Genomic DNA, 16,279 nt, shown 5'->3' on the forward strand with positions numbered 1-16,279 from the left:
CGTGCGGTGTCTCCTGTGCAATCGCGGGTTTTATTGATCGAGATCAGTATCGGTCTGCAAATGACATTGGAACAAACGACCTTTAGGCAAGACATCATTCTGTTTTGGAATGATTGTGTGTTTTTTGACCTGTCATAATGTAGGCCAACGTTTGCGCGACAAACGCGACAAATTTCGTTGTACCGCTCTATTTATAGGGTTGTATGGTCGTCAAAAAGACAGTTTTTCTCGTCATTTTGTATGACTTGGTAGTCATGCTTTGCAAATTGGCGGAAAAAAACTCATAAACTAGATGGCGCTTACCTACAGACGGCCTCAGAAAAAAAAAGCCGGTGCCTGGATCGTCCAGGCACCGGCTTTTTGTTTGGGGGAGGGCGTGATTCAGGTCTTGTCCGGTTGCACCTTGGCGCTGGTAACGGTCTGCTGTTCCTTGTCGGTCTTGTCCGTAGGCAAGGCATCGAACTCACGCAGCCCGTTCTTGCTGTAGGGGTCGCCGATCCAGCGGGGTGCCACGACAAATTGTGGGCTTACCAGGCTCTTGGCGGGCTCGTAACGGTCGTAGCTCAGACCTGCCAGGTCGGACAGCGTGTGGATCAGATGAGAGCTGCTGTAAGCCCGGTCGGTCATGGCCTGCAGGTCGCGCGGGTGTGCAGCCTGCCAGCTTGGCGAAGTCCAGAGCAGGAACGGAATGGTGTACATCGGCCGGGTCGGTGCGCCTTCGTTGCGCCCCAGGCGGTCGTGGTTGCCGGAGCTGTAGACGTCCTCGCCATGGTCGGAAAGGTACAGCAAGAAACCGTTGGGGGTGGTGGCCGAATACTGTTTGATCAAGTTCGAGACCACATAGTCGTTGTAGCGCACCGCGTTGTCATAGAAGTTGTAGGTCTGCACCTCGTCAGGCGTCAGGACCCCCGGCACGCCCTGGTTATCCTTGAAGTGGTCGTAGGCATCCGGATAGCGATAGCGGTAGTCCATATGCGTGCCGAGCAGGTGGACGATGATGAACTTCTTCTCGGCTGGGTCCTGCAGCGCTTTCTCGAAGGGGGCGAGCACCACTTCGTCGTATTGGCTGGCGTTCTGGTTGCGCTGATTGTTCAGGTAGACCGGCACATCCGTTTGCTGGGAGAACGTGGTCAGCATGGTGTTGCGCTTGGTCATCGTCTGCTGGTTGGTGATCCAGAAGGTCTTGTAACCGGCCTGTTTCATCAGGTTGATCAGCGACGGGTCGGTGAGGAAGCGGTCCGGGTTCTTCTGGTCGCCGAAGGTCAGGATCTGCTGCATCACCTCGATGGTGTAAGGGCGTGGCGACACCACGTTGCGGAATACGCTGAGGTTCTTGTCGTTGGCGGCCAGAGCGTCGAGTTCCGGCGTGGTATCCCGGCCATAGCCGTACAGATGCATGTGTTCACGGGTGGTGGACTCGCCCAGTACCAGCACCAGGGTGCGCGGCGCGTCGCCGCTGCTGTCCTTGAGGTCTTTGAGCGGCGGCAGGGCTGCGTTCTGCTCCAGCAGCTTCTGCATGTTGTCCAGTTGCTGACGGTACTGCTGGTAGCCGACCACCAGTTGCCAAGGCACCGCCGGCTCCATGCGCTGCTGAACCTTTTCCACTGCTTCGGCGAACGTACGTTGCTGAGTCACCAATTGCTTGTAGAAGGGGAACACCAGATTGGCCGCCAACAGCAGGATGACCAACGGGATCCGGCTGCGCAGCGGGAGAGTGACTGGCCGGACACGTTTGAACAGGGCTACCGCAACCAGGGTGTACAGCACCAGGCCCAGGCACAGCCAGAGGCTGAAATACTGGCTGAAGTATTCACCGGCCTCGGCGGTATTGGACTCGAACATCACGAAGATGACGCTTTGGGAAAATTCCTGGCGGTAAATACCGAAGTAGCTCAGGCCCACCAGCGAAGCCGCCCATAGCACCAGACCGATCAGCGCGCTGATGAGGCGAGTGTGGCGGGGCAGCAGCAGGACCGGGGCAAGCCACAGGGTGCTCAGAAACAGCGCATCGCGAAACCCGGAGAAGCCGGTCGTGCCGCTGAACATGAGCAGTGCCTGGGTGATGCCGGAGAAATACCAGAAGAACAGCAGGAGCCAGCCCAGCCCGGCCCAGTCCATGCCTTTGCGAATCGTTGGGGATGTAGTGCTTGCCACGTGTGCCTCGTTGAAACTCGATGGCAGCCAAGGGGCCGGCTGCCGGAAAGGCTGCGACGCTAGCGGAGTGGGCGTGAAAATAACGTCAACGTATATCCATGAGATAAGAAGGGATATTGCGCAATTGTATTGCGCGCAGGGTATTAACAGCTCGAAGGCGCTCCAATCAATAAGTCAATTCCTATATATTGCCCGCCAAATAAACACGCTGTTTTCGCTGTCCTGTTGGCGCGAGCGAAGTACCGCGAGCGAGAGGATTTACCCGGGCATGAAACCGATCAAACTTTTCTGGAGTCGTGGCAGTGGGCGCGACGATGCTGGCAAACAGAACTTTGGTGATTATTTGTCCGCTTTGACCGTGGAATTCGTCTCTGGGCGCAAGGTGGTGCACAGCCCGGTCAAAGAGGCGGAAATGATCGCCATCGGCAGTATCCTGGCCCGTGAAAAGAAGGCCAGGACGTGGGGGGTTCGTCGTAAGTTGCATGTCTGGGGTACCGGCTCCAGCACGCCGGGCGATGTGTTCTCCGGCCACCACCACTATCACGCGGTCCGTGGTCGCAAGTGCCTGGAGCAGATAAAGGGCCTGAAGGGCCAGCCGGTCCTGGGTGACCCGGGCTTGTTGGCTTCTTCATTGGTCAAGAAGCCGGCGTTGAAGACCATTCGGGTAGGCATCATCCCGCATATCAATCATCGCAATTCGCCTGAAATCGCCAGCCTGCTGTCGTTGATCCCGGGGTCGCGAGTGATCGATGTGTTCTCACCGGTCAAGCAGGTGCTCGAGGAGATCGCGTCGTGCGAGTTCGTCTTGTCGACGAGCCTGCACGGCCTGATCGTCGCGGACTCCTATGGTGTCCCGAACCAGTGGTTGTGCATGAAGCGCTACCCGCAGTGGGAGTTCAAGTTCCAGGACTACTACTCCAGTTTCGGGATCGCCGACCCGGTGCCGGTCACACCGGAGCAGATTCACCTGGACAAGGCCTGGTCCATCGAGCGCAGCACCGAGGGCTACGCCCGCCCTGGCCTGGAAAGCCTGCAGGAAGGCCTCGTCAAGGCGTTTCCATCTCTCTGAAGGGCTTGCTTGCCATGGTGGCAAAGGGCTGATGCTATTCAGCCCATTCCGGATCGCCTGTGAACACCACCGTGAGCCAACGGTCCGGACCTTCGCCGCCGATGGCGTTGCCGATCTCGTCGCGCAGGGCATCCCACTCGGCGATGGTCCTGGCAGCCATGGTGGCCGGTACGATGAAGTAGAGTTCGATTTCCCGCGAGCGGCCGACCTTGGCCACGTAGGCCCGATACGACTGCAGGCCGTGTTGGGCGACGAAGGCTTGGGCGACATCGTCCACGTGTTGCTTCAGGTCGCCAGGGGTCACCAGGAACATTTCCGAGAGCGCCTGGCGGACTACCGACATCGGCAGCGGGATGATGACCAGGCAGACCAGCGCCAGCACCGCCGGGTCGATGTAGGGGGAGATCCAGGCCCATTGGGTGCCCTGTACCAGGTAGCCGACACAAAAGGCCACCAGCAGCGCCGCCGTGATGCTGGCTGACATCACCCAACCTTTGACGTCCATGCGCACGAAGTCCGAGCCGATCTTGCGGTTGGCACGGGCCTCGGCGATGGCGATTGCCAGGCACGCGCAAACAGTCACCACGGCGTACACCAGTGCCACGCCGAACTCCAGGTCCCGCCCGCCCTCGAGCAGGCTGCTGGCGGCGTTGATCAAGGCATAGAGCGCAACGCCAGTCAGCAGGATGCCGTTGAGCGCCAGAACCATGGGTTCGAGGTGCCAGAAGCCCATGGTGAAGCGCTCGCGCAGCTTGCGTGACATGCGCTCGGCCCGGGCGTGGGAGGTGATCAGCTTGACCACCACCAGCGACAGTCCGCTCATGCTGGCATCGACCAGTGAGTAGACACCATCGAAGACAATCGAGAACGAGCCTGACGCCAGGCCGAAGGCGATGCCGATCAAGGCGATGAACAGGGTGACCGCGATGGACAGGCGTAGCACGCCTTGTTCGCTGGTCAGGTCGAAAAACGGTTTTCCCATCGTGGGGCTCCATCAAGGCTGCCCCAAGGGCAGCCATCCTTTTAAGTGTCGTCCCCGTCGTGGGGCTTCAGACCTTGAACTGTTCCATCAAGGCCTGTTGTTGATTGGCCAGGCGATTCAATGCCTGGCTGATGCGGGCCGATTCGTCGGCCTGTCCGGACAGCGACTCGGTGACATCGCGGATGCCGGCTACGTTGCGATTGACCTCCTCAGCCACGGCGCTCTGCTCTTCGGCGGCCGAGGCGATCTGTAGGTTCATGTCGCTGATCACCGCCACTGCCTCGCCGATCCTTTGCAGGGCGGGCAGCGCCTGCTCCATGCGTGTGGCGCTGTCCTGGGCCTGACGCTGGCCCTCGTGCATCGCGCCGACCACATCGTGGGTGCCTTGTTGCAGCCCCTCGATGACCTGGCGGATCTCCTGCACCGACACCTGTGTACGTTGGGCCAGGCTGCGCACTTCGTCGGCGACTACCGCGAAGCCGCGCCCGGCTTCGCCAGCGCGCGCGGCTTCGATGGCGGCATTGAGCGCCAGCAGGTTGGTCTGTTCGGCAATCGAGCGAATCACCTCAAGCACCGAGCCGATCTGCTCGCTACGCCCGGCCAGTGCGCGTGCCTGATTCATGGCGTTGTCCATGTCGCTCACCAGCTGGTCGATGGCCTGGCGGGTGACCGCCACCAGTTCCAGGCCTTCATGGGTGGCTTGGTCGGCGCCGCGCGCGGCCTGGGCCGCCTGGGAGGCATTGCGCGCGACGTCCTGGGCGGTGGCGCTCATTTCATTGGCGGCGGTGGCCACCTGTTCGATTTCCCGTTGCTGCTGCTGCATACCGCCGCTGGTCTGGCTGGCGATGGCTGCGGACTGATCGGCGGTGCCGCGGGCGTCCTGCAACGAGCCTTTGACCTGGGCGATCACCGGCTGGAGCTTGTCCAGGAAACGGTTGAACCAACCGCTCAGTTGGCCCAGTTCATCCTCGCGGGTGTAATCCAGGCGCCGGGTCAGGTCGCCTTCGCCGCTGGCGATGTCACGCAGGCGCTCGGCCACGGCAAGGATCGGCCGGGTCACGCCACGGGCTGTCAGCCACACCAGTAGCAGGCCCAGCACGGCGGCGGCCAGGCCAACCAGCAGGCTGGTAAGGTTGGCGGTCTGGTTGTGTGCGTCCAGGCGCTGGTTGAGAGCGACCGCGGGTGCTTGCAGAACAGCCTCCGGCAGTTCCAGCAGCACCTGCCAGGCTTCGGCCTGCGGGATCGGCGCGAAGGGGCGCGAGATGCGCATCAAGCCGTGATCGAGGCGCTCCACGGCCTGGCCGGCACGTATCGGTCCGGCGAGTTCGCCGGCTTGATCCCCAAAGGCCTGTTCCAGTGTCTTGCTCAGCTGGGCGCTGTCCTGGCTGTGCCCGGCCAACAGGCCGGCGGGGCTGACGATGCTGACTTGACCTTGACCGTCGAACAGCTCCTGGCGCCCGGCCAGGCTCAATTGCTGCAGGTTGTCCAGGCCGATGTCCAGGCCGACCACGCCGATCACCTTGCCGTTTTCCAACAAGGGCAAGGCAATGCTGGTCATCAGGACCTGGCGACCGCTGACCTCGTCGAAGTAAGGGTCCAACACGCAGGCTTTAGCGGTCTCCAGAGGGCAGGTCAGCCAGCGGTTGTAGGGGGATCCGTTGGCTGCGGTGCTGGTGTCGGCCAGCATGGACTCAGGCATGACCTCGGATTCGAGGGTGCCAGGGCTCGGCTGGGACCAGTAGAACGAGTAGCGACCGATATCGTTGCTACCGCTGGCATCCTGGCCGACGAAGCGGGCGTCCTGTCGATCCAGGGCGTTGGGCTGGAACACCAGGTACAGGCCGATCAGATCCGGGTTGCCGGCCAGCGCCTGACGGGCTTGCTTGACGAGCTCGGCACGCAGGTCTTCGCCGCCGCGTTCCCGAAGCGCCTGCACCAGGCGGGCGAAGCCGTTGCCGTACTGGTAGGCATCCATGAAATAGCGTTGCACGCGCAAGGCTTGGCTTTCGGCGTGGGCCTGCAGGCGCAGGCGCGCGCTTTGGTCGAGCAGTTCGGTGTTGGCCTGGAAGACCTGAACCGCGCTGCGCTTGGCCTGGAACAGCGAGGTGGCTACCAGCAGCACTACGATGGTCAACAGGCACAAGCCGGCAAGGAGCGTAATCTTCCATTGGATGGAGAGGCGGCGCAGGAACATGGGAGCTTTCCTTCTCATCAAGGACAACGCCCGCGATCAAGCGCGGGCGTCGTCGACAGGCAGTCTCATTCGGCGAGGTAGGTCGGCGGCGCGACCCTGAACGCCTTGGTCAACCAGGCTAGATATAGCACGCCGCACGCGGCCCAGACGCCGCCGAACAGCAGTGAATCCACGTTCAGGTTCAGCCAGAGCATGGCAATGATGCAGAAACCGATGGTTGGCAACACCAGGTATTTCAGCTTGTTCGCCAGCCCCTTGTTGAGGCCCTCGCGCAGGTAGCAGTGGATGATCACCGAGAGGTTGACGAAGCTGAAGGCTACCAGCGCGCCGAAGTTGATGATCGAGGTGGCCGTCACCAAGTCGAAGAAGATCGCCGACAGGGAAATCAGACCGACCACGGCGATGTTCAGCACCGGAGTCTTGTAGCGTGGGTGCAGGCGTGCGAACAGCCCCTGGGGGATGACTTTGTCGCGGCCCATCACATACAGCAGGCGCGAGACGCTGGTCTGCGATGCCAGGCCCGAGGCGATGGTGTTGATCACGGTGCAGACGATGAAGATCGACTGGAACAGCATGCCGCCGACGTAGAGCGCGATTTCCGGCAAGGCCGCTTCCTGGTCGTGGAAACGCTCCATGGTTGGGAAGAACGCCTGGATGAAGAACGACATGAGGATGAACATCAAGCCGCCGATCAGGGCCACGAGGAAGATCGCACGCGGGATGACCTTTTCGGGATTGCGGGTTTCCTCCGACAGGGTGGAGACCGCGTCGAACCCCAGGAACGAGAAGCACAGGATGGTCGCGCCCGCGACCAGGGCGTTGAGATGGGTCTGGTCGTCGGCGAACGGTTGCAGGGTCCAGGCGGTACCCATCCCTTCACCTTGGCTCAGACCGCGCACGCAGAGGTACGCGAACACCGTCATGATCACGATCTGCACGCCGACGAACAGGGTGTTGAAGCTTGCCACCAAGTTGATGCTGCGCATGTTGATCAGGCTGATCAGGGTGACGAACCCCACGACCCATACCCATTCAGGGACTTCCGGGAACATCGCCGAGAGGTACAGCTTGGCCAGCAAGGCGTTAATCATCGGCAGCAACAGGTAATCCAGCAGCGAGGCCCAGCCCACCAGGAAGCCCACGTGCTTGTTGATGGCGCGTTGGGTGTAGGTGTAGGCCGAGCCGGATTGCGGGAAGCGGCGCACCAGCGTGCCGTAGCTCAGCGCGGTGAACAGAATGCCGGCCAGCGCCAGGATGTAGGCGCTTGGGACATGTCCGGCGGTGAGGCCGGAGACGATGCCGAAGGTGTCGAACACGGTCATCGGCGTGAGGTAGGCCAGGCCGATGATGACCACGTGCCAGAGACGCAGGGACTTTCTCAGTTGGGCGGTGCCGTGAGTGCTGTGGTCAGGCTGCATGCTGGCAACGCTCCTGGGGCTGGGAGGCGGGCACGGTGTGTGACAGGCACGGCAAGAGCGAGCGGGTGGGCTCCATGTTGTTCACCTTTTTTGTCGGAGCGGATATGGGCGCGAGAGACGCCTGTGTCGGGCTGGCAGGGCCTAAAACGTCGAAGGTGGCGGGCGGACTGAAGTCATGATGGCGGCGCTGTTCTTCTTCGTTTGTGGGGCGCTGGGCGGGTGGTGAAAATAAAAATCGAAGGGCGGGATGGTGTCAAGTGAAACGTGACAAGATGTAACTTTGATGAAGTTTTATCGACGGTTTATCCAGATGAGTGGTCGTTTTTTGGAATGTTACCGTCGCTATGTCGATTATTGTGTTCGTAAAACTTTACATTGCAGCGATGCAAAGATCGCGCGCCCAGGCGTCCCTTTGCGGGCAGTGATAATCTTGGCTCCCCGCGTGGCGCTGGGTGCCGCGTATCAGCCTCCTATGGACAGCAATCGGTCTTATTCATGAAGAAATCAGTAGGCATTCTCTGCGGCCTGGCCGTCGTCATCGCCGCCGTCACCGCCGGCGGCGCCTGGTACACGGGCAAGCAATTGCCCGCAGAGCTGGAGCGTTCCATTGCCCTGGGCAACGAGCAACTGAAGAAAGCGGTCGCCGGTACCGGGGGCAGCATGACCTTGGAACTGGTCTCGTTGGATCAGCACTTCTTCACCAGTACCGCGCATTACCGGATCAAAGCCAAAGACCTCTGGCTAGGCGAAGGCGAGCCGCTGAGCTTCGACTTGGGCGTGACCGACCGAATCGAACATGGCCCGTTCCCCTGGTCGCGGGTCAAATCCCTGAATCTGGCGCCGGTCCTGGCCACCAGCAACAGTCAGTTGGACAAGGACGATGCTACCGCGTCTTGGTACACCGCCGCCGGCGAACAGGCGCCGATCACCAGCCAGGTCAGCTTGGGCTATGACGGCAGCTTGTCCAGCGACATCCGTCTGGCCCCTGTCAAGTTCAGCGAAGATGACGGCAGCAGTCTCGATTTCTCCGGCATGCGCCTGCTGCTGCGGGGGGATCGTGACGGCCAATCGATGCGGGTCGACGGCAAGGCCGAGCGACTGGCGCTGAATCTGGTCGGTGACGACCAGCCCCCGGTCAAAGTGCTGCTCAACGGCTTCAAGGTCGCTGGCGATCTGAAAGGCACCGGCCATGACATGATCTATGTCGGCAATCTGGACATGACATTGGCCGAAACCCAAGTGACCTTGGGCGACAAGCAGGAAGTCCTGGTGCTCAAAGGCCTGGAGCAGAACAATCGCTATGACGCCGAGGGCGAAGACAAGCTGTCCGGACGCCTGGAGTACAAGGTCGCCGACATTACCTACGCCGGACGCGCGGTGGGCAGCGGGCGGATGATCTGGAGCATGAAATCCATAGACATCCCGGCAATGCAGGGGTTGATCGCTTGGTACCAGTCCCGCATGCCGCAACTGCAGCAAAGCGCGGCCCGGGGAGAGGCGCAGCCTTCGTTCGAGATGACGCCGCAAGAGCGGGCGAAGGTTCAGGCGGACTTGCAGAGAATGCTCGCAGCCAAGCCGCAGGTCGCGTTGGAGGAGTTGTCATTCAAGACGGCTAACGGCGAGAGTCGTTTCAGTTTGGCGGTGGACCTGGCCAATCCGCCCTCGTTCGATCTGACACCGACCCAGGTAGGCGAGCAGATGGTCAGCCGCCTGCAAAGCAAGCTGTCCGTCTCCAAGCCGATGCTCGGGGATCTGGCGACCCTGCAGGCCTTGCTGGACGGCCAGACGGATGCCCAGGCCATCGCGATGCAGTCGCGTCAGGCGGGGGAGATGGTCGGCATGATGGCGTTGCAGAGTGGCATGGGAACTGTGCAGGGCGATGACGTGATCTCCAGCCTGAATTATGCCGATGGTATCGTCGACTTCAACGGCAGGAAGATGACCCTGACGGAGTTCGGTGTGCTGTTGGGCGCTCATCTGGCGGCGCTGTCGTCACAAGGGTGAGATGCGTTCGCCCAGGCCAGTGCAGACACCCCGTCGGCCCTGGCCTGGGGGCGTAAAAAAGGCTTTTGAATTGGCGCGATTGTCTGTAGCCTTCGGCCTCCGATAATAGTCCGCGCCCGCAGATGGGTCGCGATGGTCACTCGGCCATCCGGCACCCTTTAGCCGATCTGCCAGGGCCGGGTGATACACTCGACTGACGCGCACATGCGCCTGCAGGTTCAGCGATCATGACCCAGATTTCCGAACGCCTGTTGGTTCAAGCTCATCTTGATGCCAAGCAGCCCAATCCGCTGACGCCCGAGCAGGAGGCCGATTACCGTGCGGCCATCGCTGCCGAGCTCAAGGCCCAGAACGCCGTGCTGGTGGCCCATTACTATTGCGACCCGGTGATTCAGGCGCTGGCCGAGGAAACGGGCGGCTGTGTGTCCGACTCCCTGGAAATGGCTCGCTTCGGCAAGAACCATCCCGCCAGTACCGTGGTAGTGGCAGGCGTGCGTTTCATGGGTGAGACCGCGAAGATCCTCACCCCGGAAAAACGCGTGCTGATGCCGACGCTGGAAGCGACCTGCTCCCTTGACCTGGGATGCCCGGTGGAGGAGTTTTCGGCCTTCTGCGACCAGCACCCGGAGCGCACCGTGGTGGTCTACGCCAATACTTCGGCGGCGGTGAAGGCGCGGGCAGACTGGGTGGTGACTTCCAGCTGCGCGCTGGAGATCGTAGAGAGCCTGATGGACAACGGCGAGACGATCATCTGGGGGCCCGACCAGCACCTGGGGCGCTACATCCAGAAGCAAACAGGTGCCGACATGCTGCTGTGGGATGGCGCTTGCATCGTGCATGAGGAATTCAAGTCGCGCCAGTTGGCCGACATGAAGGCGCTGTATCCGGACGCGGCGATCCTGGTCCATCCGGAATCGCCGGAGGCGGTGATCGAACTGGCCGACGCGGTGGGCTCTACCAGCCAGCTGATCAAGGCAGCCCAGACGCTGCCGAACAAGACGTTCATCGTCGCCACCGACCGCGGCATCTTCTACAAGATGCAGCAGCTGTGCCCGGACAAGGAGTTCGTCGAAGCGCCCACCGCGGGTAACGGTGCGGCCTGCCGTAGCTGTGCCCATTGCCCGTGGATGGCCATGAACACCCTGGAGCGCACCCTCGACTGCCTGCGCAAGGGCAGCAACGAGATCTTCGTGGATCCTGCGCTGGTGCCCAAAGCGATCAAACCGCTCAATCGCATGCTTGATTTCACCCAGGCAGCGCGCTTGAAGCTTTCCGGCAACGCCTGACCCGCATTGCCCTGGGGCGCAAAGCGCCCCCTTGGCCTTAGCGGCCCATCATCTCCTTGACCATCCGTTGCTGTTCCATGATTTCCCGCTGGCGCTGATCGATCTGCGAGGCCAGTGGGAAATTGCTGCCTGCGCGGCGTTTGGCGTAGTCCAGTTGCTGGATGGCTTGGTCGAAGTCGCCGACCAAGGTGAAGTACTCGGCACGTGCCCGGTGCAGGCCAATAGTGTTGCCTGACAATCCGCGCACCTCGGCGACGTCGTACCACACGTCCGGATCGTCCGGTCGGCGTTTGATCAGATCATCCAATACCTTTTCCGCCTCGGCGGGGCGATTCTGCTTGATCAGAAGGTCGGCCCGTATCTGTTGCAGCGGGTAGCTGCTCGGGTACAGCGCGCGCAGGCGCTCGGCCCGCTGTTGGGCGTCGGCCAGGCGGTTGTTGGTGATGTCCAGGTCGATCTGCGCCAAGTTGTAGGTGATGTCGTTGGGCGCCTTGGCCAGCAGCGGCTGCAGGTTGGCCCGCGCTTCGTTGAGCTGGCCGCCCTTGATCTGGGCGATGGCCAGGCCATAGCGCGCGGCATCCAGGGTGGGGTCTTCGTCTAGCTGGGCACGGAAGCGCTTGGCCGCCAGGCCTGGTGTGCCTTCGTAGATCAGCGCGACGCGGGCGCGGATCAGCTGGTAGCGCGCGCTGTCCTCGACCCCGCCTTTGGGCGCTTGTTCAGCGCGGTTGCGGGTGTCGGCGATACGCGATTCGGTGACCGGGTGGGTGAGCAGGAATTCCGGGGGCTTGGCGTCATAGCGATACTGGCGGGCCAGGCGCTCGAACATGCTGGGCATGTTGCGGGGGTCGTAACCGGCTTTTTCCAGGTTGAGGATACCGATGCGGTCGGCTTCCTGTTCGTTCTGTCGAGAGAAGCGGCGCTGTTCCTGGATCGCTGCGGCCTGGGTGCCGGCGATCACGCCGATGCCGGCGTCGCCACCACCACCGGCCGCCAGCACGATACCGGCCAGCAGCGCGGCCATCATGGGCAGTTGCATGCGCTGCTGAGCCTCGACGCCCCGGGCGAAGTGGCGCTGGGACAAGTGCGCCAGTTCGTGGGCCAGGACCGAGGCGTACTCGCCTTCGGTCTGGGCGTTGAGGAACAGGCCGCCGTTGACCCCGACGATCCCGCCGGGGGCGGCGAAAGCGTTGAGCTCACGGCTGTCGATGAGGATGAACTCCAGGCGGCGGTCCTGCAGTTGGCTGGTTTCGGCCAGCTTGTAGACGCTGGTCTCGACGTAGTCCTTGAGCTGCGGATCGTTCAGCTGGTTGACCTGGCCGCGCAGCAGGCTAAGCCAGGCCCGGCCCAGTTGGTGCTCCTGCTGCGGCGAGACGATCGCGGAACTGGCGTCGCCCAGTGACGGCAGGTCGTCGGCATGACCGGGAAGGGCCATCAGGCAGGCCAGCGTCAACAGGGTGGGGCGCAGTAGATTCATGCATGAAGCTCGCATCGATCAAAGAGCCTTACTGTAGCTGGCTCACACGTTGGCGACCAGTGGCGTTATCCTAGCGAACTTGTCTGCAATGCTGATGCCCCGCCAGGAGATGCCCGGATGATCGACACACCCACCTGCGATGCCGAACTCGATGCCAGTGGGCTCAATTGCCCCTTGCCTTTGCTCAAGGCAAAGATGGAGCTCAATCGGCTGGCCAGCGGCGCGGTACTGAAGGTGATCGCCACCGACGCCGGCTCCCAGCGCGACTTCCGCACTTTTGCCCAGCTCGCCGGTCATACGCTGCTTCGTGAAACCGCCGAGGCCGGTGTCTACACCTACTGGCTGCGCAAGGCCTGAGTCTTATCCCAAGGATCATTAATGTTCAAAGTGCTTCGAGACTGGATGCAGCGCTACTTCTCCGATGAGGAGGCGGTGGTGTTGGCAGTGCTGCTGTTCCTGGCTTTCACTGCAGTGCTGACCCTGGGCGGCATGCTCGCACCGGTGCTGGCCGGGATGGTCCTGGCGTTTCTCATGCAGGGCCTGGTCAATGCCTTGGAGCGTTTGCACGTTCCCACCCGGCTGGCGGTGTGGCTGGTGTTCGCGTTGTTCATGGGGGCACTGGCGGTGTTCCTGCTGGTGCTGGTTCCGTTGCTCTGGCACCAGTTGATCACGCTGTTCAACGAGCTGCCGGGCATGCTGGGTAAGTGGCAGTCGCTGCTGCTGTTGCTGCCAGAGCGTTATCCGCACCTGGTCTCCGATGAACAAGTGCTGCGCGCCATCGAGTCGGTGCGTGGTGAGATCGGCAAGTTCGGCCAGTGGGCGCTGACGTTCTCCCTGTCCAGCCTGCCGCTGTTGGTCAATGCGATGATCTACCTGGTGCTGGTGCCGATCCTGGTGTTCTTCTTCCTCAAGGATCGTGAGCTGATCGCCCATTGGGTTGGTGGCTACCTGCCACGTCAGCGTACGCTGCTCAATCGTGTAGGCGATGAAATGAACCGGCAGATCGCCAATTACATCCGCGGCAAAGGTATCGAGATCCTGATCTGCGGTATTGCCACGTACATCGCCTTTATCAGCTTGGGGCTCAACTATGCGGCGCTGCTGGCCTTGCTGGTGGGGTTGTCGGTGGTGGTGCCCTATGTGGGAGCGGTGGTGGTGACCGTGCCGGTGACCTTGATCGCGTTGTTCCAATGGGGCTGGGGCGACCAGTTCATCTATCTAATGGCGGTGTACGCGATCATCCAGGCGCTCGATGGCAACGTGCTGGTGCCGCTGTTGTTCTCCGAGGCAGTCAGCCTGCACCCGGTGGCGATCATCTGCGCAGTACTGTTGTTTGGCGGGCTGTGGGGGTTCTGGGGGATCTTCTTCGCGATCCCGCTGGCAACACTGTTCAAGGCCGTGCTCGATGCCTGGCCAAGGCACGAGCCTTCAGTGGCGCCCATATTGTAACCGCTCACCTCTTCGCGGGTTCAGTCGCGAAGAGGTGAGCGCTCATATCAGGGCTTGTTCAGCGCCTGGGCGGCTGCCAGCACCGCATCCACATGTCCGGGCACCTTCACTGCGCGCCATTCCTGGCGTAGCACGCCGTTCTTGTCGATCAGGAAGGTGCTGCGGTCCACGCCCATGTATTCCTTGCCGTACAGCTTCTTGAGCTTGATCACGTCGAACAGCTGGCACAGGGCCTCGTCCTTGTCGCTGATCAGCTCGAACGGAAAGCCCTGCTTGGCCTTGAAGTTCTCGTGGGACTTGATGCCATCGCGGGAGACGCCGAACACCACTGTGTTGGCGGCGCGGAAGGCTTCGTGCTGGTCGCGGAAACCCTGGCCTTCGGTGGTGCAGCCCGGGGTGCTGTCCTTGGGGTAGAAATACAGCACCACTTGCTGGCCCTTGAGGTCGGCCAGGCTAACGGACTGGCCGCTGGTGGCCTGGGCCTGGAAGTCGGCGACGGGTTGGTCGAGTGCTACGGCCATGGTGGGCTTCCTTACATGGGATTCTGTGGGCGCCAGGGTTCGATCAGCGCATCCAGGTTCAGGGCGTCGGCGAAGTCCAGGAACTGGTCGCGCAACCAGCTGATCTGGGTACCGGCCGGCAGGATCACGGTGAATTGGGCATTGAGCATGCTGCTGCCGGTCTGCGGGGCCAGGTAGGTGTCGCAGGTCATGCTCTCGAGCTCGACGCGGTGATCGAGGAAGAACTGGCACAGCTCGCTGACGATATCCGGGCGATAGGCGGCGCTGACATAGGCCACGTAGGGCAGGGCTTGGGGGCGTACTTCCTGATCGGCGCTGCGCACTACGTCGAGGGTCAGGCCGTGCTTCTTGCCCAAGCCTGGCAGTACCGCCTCCAGGCGCGCCAGGGCATCCCAGCTGCCACCGACCTGCAAGACCAGGGCACTGGTCTCGCCATGGCGGGTCAGGCGCGAAGTGATCACCGCGCAGCGATTGTCGAAGGCGGCGCGGCTGAGAACGTTGGCCAGCTCCATGGGGTTGGGACCCAAGGCACTGATGACAAGGAATTGTTCGCGGACAGTGGGGGTGGACATGCAGCATTCCTAAAGCGATGAGCGGTCGGCACAGGACAGGCATAAGCCTCCTGTCGGCAGGGCCCCGGGCTCGCAATCGAGGTCGTGGACGCTGGCGCGGAGCATTGTCGACGGCCCGGCGGGCCACGCTGTGCCGATCAAAGGGAGAAGGGTAGCGAAAAGCAGCGCGAAGGGGAATGCTCCACCCGCCTGCTTCGCTTGTGCAAGGCCGATGGCGCCAGTACCATTACCGCTCTCTTTTTCCGGCAGGAGCAGTTACATGATTGCGGGCAGTATGGTGGCATTGGTCACTCCCATGGATGCACAAGGGCGTCTTGATTGGGACAGCCTCGACAAACTTGTAGACTTCCACCTGGAAAAAGGCACTCACGCGATCGTCGCTGTCGGCACCACCGGTGAGTCCGCCACGCTGGATGTCGAGGAGCACATCCTGGTCATCAAGCATGTGGTCGAACGCGTCAAGCGCAGCAACCACCGTATCCCAGTCATTGCCGGTACCGGCGCCAACTCCACTGCCGAAGCCGTCCACCTGACCCAGAACGCGAAGAACGCAGGCGCCGACGCCTGCCTGCTCGTCGTGCCGTACTACAACAAGCCGACCCAGGAAGGCCTGTACCAGCACTTCAAGCACATCGCCGAAGCCGTCGACATCCCGCAGATCCTCTACAACGTACCCGGCCGCACCTCCTGCGACATGCAGGCCGAGACCGTCATCCGCCTGTCGAAGGTCAAGAACATCATCGGCATCAAGGAAGCCACCGGCGACCTGGTGCGCGCCAAGGCCATCCTCGACGGCGTCGACAAGGACTTCATCGTCCTGTCCGGCGACGATCCGACCGCCGTCGAGCTGATCCTGATGGGCGGCAAGGGCAACATCTCCGTCACTGCCAACGTCGCCCCGCGCGAAATGGCCGATCTGTGCGAGGCCGCCCTTGAGGGCAATGCCGAGAAGGCCCGCGCAATCAACGAAAAACTCATGCCGCTGCACAAGGACCTGTTCTGCGAAGCCAACCCGATTCCGGTGAAGTGGGCGCTGGTGGAAATGGGCCTGATGCAAAAAGGCATCCGCCTGCCGCTCACCTGGCTGAGCGAAGGCTGCCACGAAAAAGTCCGTGCGGCCCTGCGCCAGTCCGGCGTACTGGTTTAATCGAGGAAG

The 16,279-nt window shown here is 61.8% G+C and carries 13 protein-coding genes and 1 pseudogene; 6 read left to right on the plus strand and 8 right to left on the minus strand.

Annotation, left to right across the window (positions count from 1 at the left end):
* Positions 1-381 precede the first annotated feature (381 nt).
* Entirely contained in the window at positions 382-2,154 is a 1,773-nt protein-coding gene (locus BLS27_RS18390) for a phosphoethanolamine transferase CptA (RefSeq protein ID WP_090346123.1), read from the minus strand.
* Positions 2,155-2,422: 268 nt separating this feature from the next.
* Here BLS27_RS18390 and BLS27_RS18395 point away from each other — a divergent pair, with 268 nt between their 5' ends.
* Positions 2,423-3,223: a polysaccharide pyruvyl transferase family protein gene (locus tag BLS27_RS18395; RefSeq protein ID WP_090346124.1), complete on the plus strand. Its 801-nt coding sequence runs from the start codon at positions 2,423-2,425 to the stop codon at positions 3,221-3,223.
* 34 nt (positions 3,224-3,257) lie between these two features.
* Here BLS27_RS18395 and BLS27_RS18400 read toward each other — a convergent pair whose 3' ends face one another.
* The 4 genes and pseudogenes from BLS27_RS18400 to BLS27_RS18410 form a co-directional block, all read right to left on the minus strand.
* Positions 3,258-4,205 carry a cation diffusion facilitator family transporter gene (locus BLS27_RS18400; protein WP_070574370.1) on the minus strand — a complete coding sequence of 316 codons (948 nt, stop codon included), beginning with the start codon at positions 4,203-4,205 and terminating at the stop codon, positions 3,258-3,260.
* A 67-nt stretch (positions 4,206-4,272) separates the two neighbouring features.
* Complete coding sequence (locus BLS27_RS24300) at positions 4,273-5,028, minus strand: methyl-accepting chemotaxis protein (RefSeq protein ID WP_409286673.1); 756 nt, start codon at positions 5,026-5,028, stop codon at positions 4,273-4,275.
* A gap of 102 nt (positions 5,029-5,130) precedes the next feature.
* Positions 5,131-6,417, minus strand: a pseudogene (locus tag BLS27_RS24305) (methyl-accepting chemotaxis protein); the annotation flags it as partial.
* A 47-nt stretch (positions 6,418-6,464) separates the two neighbouring features.
* Complete coding sequence (locus BLS27_RS18410; RefSeq protein WP_090346127.1) at positions 6,465-7,817, minus strand: APC family permease; 1,353 nt, start codon at positions 7,815-7,817, stop codon at positions 6,465-6,467.
* Between the two features lie 495 nt (positions 7,818-8,312).
* Here BLS27_RS18410 and BLS27_RS18415 point away from each other — a divergent pair, with 495 nt between their 5' ends.
* Entirely contained in the window at positions 8,313-9,821 is a 1,509-nt protein-coding gene (locus BLS27_RS18415) for a YdgA family protein (protein WP_090346128.1), read from the plus strand.
* A gap of 227 nt (positions 9,822-10,048) precedes the next feature.
* Positions 10,049-11,107: a quinolinate synthase NadA gene (gene nadA / locus BLS27_RS18420; RefSeq protein ID WP_043213124.1), complete on the plus strand. Its 1,059-nt coding sequence runs from the start codon at positions 10,049-10,051 to the stop codon at positions 11,105-11,107.
* Between the two features lie 37 nt (positions 11,108-11,144).
* Here the strand turns inward: nadA and BLS27_RS18425 are convergent, their stop codons facing one another.
* On the minus strand, positions 11,145-12,581 hold the full coding sequence (locus tag BLS27_RS18425; protein ID WP_043213125.1) for a M48 family metalloprotease: 1,437 nt from the start codon (positions 12,579-12,581) through the stop codon (positions 11,145-11,147).
* Positions 12,582-12,698: 117 nt separating this feature from the next.
* On the opposite strand from BLS27_RS18425, the gene BLS27_RS18430 reads away from it, so the two are divergent.
* Both BLS27_RS18430 and BLS27_RS18435 read left to right on the plus strand, forming a co-directional pair.
* Positions 12,699-12,938 (plus strand): sulfurtransferase TusA family protein, encoded by a 240-nt coding sequence (locus tag BLS27_RS18430; RefSeq protein WP_043213126.1) that lies wholly within the window; start codon positions 12,699-12,701, stop codon positions 12,936-12,938.
* A 21-nt stretch (positions 12,939-12,959) separates the two neighbouring features.
* The gene (locus tag BLS27_RS18435; protein ID WP_090346129.1) at positions 12,960-14,030 is read left to right on the plus strand and encodes an AI-2E family transporter; all 1,071 of its coding nucleotides are present in this window, start codon (positions 12,960-12,962) and stop codon (positions 14,028-14,030) included.
* A gap of 47 nt (positions 14,031-14,077) precedes the next feature.
* On the opposite strand, the gene BLS27_RS18440 is transcribed toward BLS27_RS18435, so the two are convergent.
* Positions 14,078-14,551: a peroxiredoxin gene (locus BLS27_RS18440; protein ID WP_043213128.1), complete on the minus strand. Its 474-nt coding sequence runs from the start codon at positions 14,549-14,551 to the stop codon at positions 14,078-14,080.
* 11 nt (positions 14,552-14,562) lie between these two features.
* The gene (locus BLS27_RS18445; RefSeq protein WP_043213129.1) at positions 14,563-15,123 is read right to left on the minus strand and encodes a glycine cleavage system transcriptional repressor; all 561 of its coding nucleotides are present in this window, start codon (positions 15,121-15,123) and stop codon (positions 14,563-14,565) included.
* Between the two features lie 259 nt (positions 15,124-15,382).
* Between BLS27_RS18445 and dapA the strand changes: the two genes are divergently transcribed.
* Positions 15,383-16,270, plus strand: coding sequence for a 4-hydroxy-tetrahydrodipicolinate synthase (gene dapA, locus BLS27_RS18450; protein ID WP_043213132.1), 888 nt, complete (start codon positions 15,383-15,385; stop codon positions 16,268-16,270).
* The last annotated feature ends 9 nt before the right edge of the window (positions 16,271-16,279 follow it).

Origin of the sequence: Pseudomonas guariconensis, assembly GCF_900102675.1 — a bacterium.
Lineage (GTDB): Bacteria > Pseudomonadota > Gammaproteobacteria > Pseudomonadales > Pseudomonadaceae > Aquipseudomonas > Aquipseudomonas guariconensis.